The organism is Corynebacterium sp. (assembly GCF_030535495.1).
Classification (GTDB): Bacteria; Actinomycetota; Actinomycetes; order Mycobacteriales; family Mycobacteriaceae; genus Corynebacterium.
Window position 1 is genome coordinate 1 of sequence record NZ_JAUNRW010000181.1, and the last position, 2,045, is coordinate 2,045.

General features: G+C 67.7%; 2 protein-coding genes. Both read left to right on the forward strand.

Annotation, left to right across the window (positions count from 1 at the left end):
• Positions 1-1,266, forward strand: a 1,266-nt coding sequence (gene infB, locus Q4F73_RS12350) for a translation initiation factor IF-2 (protein WP_303359636.1), incomplete at its 5' end; no start/stop codon positions are given.
• Positions 1,267-1,277: 11 nt separating this feature from the next.
• Positions 1,278-2,045 (forward strand): metallophosphoesterase (locus Q4F73_RS12355; protein WP_303359637.1); only part of this gene is annotated, 768 nt, incomplete at its 3' end.

A 2,045-nucleotide genomic window follows, 5' to 3' on the forward strand; every position in this document is an offset into this window, starting at 1 on the left:
GTCGCCGCCGACGACGGCGTCATGCCGCAGACGGTGGAGGCCATCAACCACGCGAAGGCCGCTGACGTGCCGATCGTGGTGGCCGTGAACAAGATCGATAAGCCGGAGGCCTCCCCGGACAAGATCCGTGGCCAGCTCACCGAGTACGGCCTGGTGCCGGAGGAGTACGGCGGCGAGACCATGTTCGTCGACATCTCCGCGAAGGCGAACATCAACATCGACGAGCTGCTCGAGGCTGTCGTGCTCACCGCCGACGCCTCCCTGGATCTGCGCGCCAACCCGGACATGGACGCCCAGGGTGTCGCCATCGAGGCGCACCTCGACCGTGGTCGTGGCCCGGTGGCCACCGTCCTGGTCCAGCGCGGTACCCTCCGCGTCGGTGACTCCGTCGTCGTGGGTGACACCTACGGCCGCGTGCGTCGCATGATCGACGAGCACGGCAACGACGTCGACGAGGCGGGTCCGTCCCGTCCGGTCCAGATGCAGGGCCTCAACGGCGTCCCCGGCGCCGGCGACAACCTGCTCGTCGTCGAGGACGACCGCGTCGCCCGCCAGATCGCCGCGCAGCGTGACGCCCGCAAGCGTTCCGCCATGCAGGCCAAGGCCCGCAAGCGCGTCTCCCTCGAGGATCTGGATGCCGTTCTCAAGGAGACCAGCGTCCTCAACCTCATCCTCAAGGGCGACAACGCCGGTTCGGTGGAGGCCCTGGAGGAGTCCCTGCTCAAGATCGAGATGGAGGACGAGGTCGAGCTCAACATCATCGACCGTGGTGTCGGTGCCGTCACGCAGACCAACGTCTCGCTGGCCGCTGCGTCGGATGCTGTCATCATCGCCTTCAACGTCCGTTCCGAGGGCAAGGCGACCGAGGAGGCCAACTCCGAGGGTGTGGATATCCGCTACTACACCGTCATCTACCGCGCCATCGAAGAGGTGGAGCAGGCTCTCAAGGGCATGCTCAAGCCGATCTACGAGGAGCGGGAGATCGGTACCGCCGAGATCCGCGCCATCTTCAAGGCGTCCTCCGTGGGCCTCATCGCCGGTTGCATGGTGGAGTCCGGCAAGGTGCGCCGCAACGCCTCGGGCCGCCTGGTCCGCGACGGCAGCGTCATCGCCGACAACGTCAAGATCGAGTCCCTGCGACGCGAGAAGGACGATGTCACCGAGGTCAGCGCCGGTTACGAGTGCGGTATGGTCCTGTCCTACCCGGACATCCAGATCGATGACCGCCTTGAGGTCTTCGAGATGGTCGAGGTCCCGCGCGACTAACCTCGTGGTGCATGAGCACCTTGTGGCTGGTCTCTGACCTGCACGTCACCTTCCCCGCCAACCGCGAGCGCGTCGAGCGCCTCGCGCCCACGGAGGAAGGTGACTGGCTCATCGTCGCCGGAGACGTGGCCGAGAGTATCGACACTGTCGTGGATACCCTCGCCCGTCTCCGGCGGCGTTTTGCGCGTGTGGTGTGGTGCCCCGGTAACCACGAGCTCTTCGCCCGCCGCGAGGACCGCTATCGCGGCCGCGCCCGCTATGAGCGCCTCGTCACGCTGCTTCGCGACGTCGCCGTGGACACCCCCGAGGATCCCTTCCCCGTGTTCGGGGAGGTCACCGTGGCGCCGTTGTTCACCCTCTACGACTATTCGTTCCGCCCGCCCGGAGTCAGCGCCGTCGAGGCGCTTATCGACGCCCGCACCGCCCGCGCCACCCTCGACGACGAGCTCTACATCGCCCCCTTTGTCGACGTGGAGGCCTGGTGCGCCGAGCGCGTCGCCTATTCGCGTGCGCGGCTGGCGGAGGTGTCCGGCCCGACGCTGCTGGTCAACCACTGGCCCCTGGTGGTCGAACCCACCCGGCGCCTGCGCCAGCCGGAGATGGCCCTGTGGTGCGGGACGACCCTGACACGCTCCTTCGCCCACGACTATGCGGCTGTCGCCGTCGTCCACGGTCACCTGCACATGCCGGAGGAGATCGTCGTGGAGGGCGTGCCGCATGTCGATGTCTCCCTCGGCTATCCCTTCGAGCAGGTGCGCATGCCCCGGCGGGCCTGGCCG